We start from the raw sequence: 485 nt of genomic DNA on the forward strand, positions 1-485 counted from the left end.
CTTTGTGATTCATGACTGGGGTGAAGTCGTAACAAGGTAACCGTAGGGGAACCTGCGGTTGGATCACCTCCTTACCTGAAAGAAGCGTACTTTGCAGTGCTCACACAGATTGTCTGATGAAAAGTGAATAGCAAGGCGTCTTGCGAAGCAGACTGATACGTCCCCTTCGTCTAGAGGCCCAGGACACCGCCCTTTCACGGCGGTAACAGGGGTTCGAATCCCCTAGGGGACGCCACTTGCGCGGTAATGTGTGAAAGGCGTTGCCATCAGTATCTCAAAACTGACTTACGAGTCACGTTTGAGATATTTGCTCTTTAAAAATCTGGATCAAGCTGAAAATTGAAACACAGAACAACGAAAGTTGTTCGTGAGTCTCTCAAATTTTCGCAACACGATGATGAATCGTAAGAAACATCTTCGGGTTGTGAGGTTAAGCGACTAAGCGTACACGGTGGATGCCCTGGCAGTCAGAGGCGATGAAGGAC

The 485-nt window shown here is 48.5% G+C and carries 1 tRNA gene and 1 rRNA gene; both read left to right on the plus strand.

The annotated features are described in order from the left end of the window. Window positions 1-74: ribosomal RNA gene (locus NAZ64_RS22405) — 16S ribosomal RNA — on the plus strand; the annotation flags it as partial. Between the two features lie 85 nt (window positions 75-159). After that, window positions 160-235, plus strand: a tRNA-Glu gene (locus NAZ64_RS22410). The last annotated feature ends 250 nt before the right edge of the window (window positions 236-485 follow it).

Source organism: Salmonella sp. A1325, from assembly GCF_056991255.1.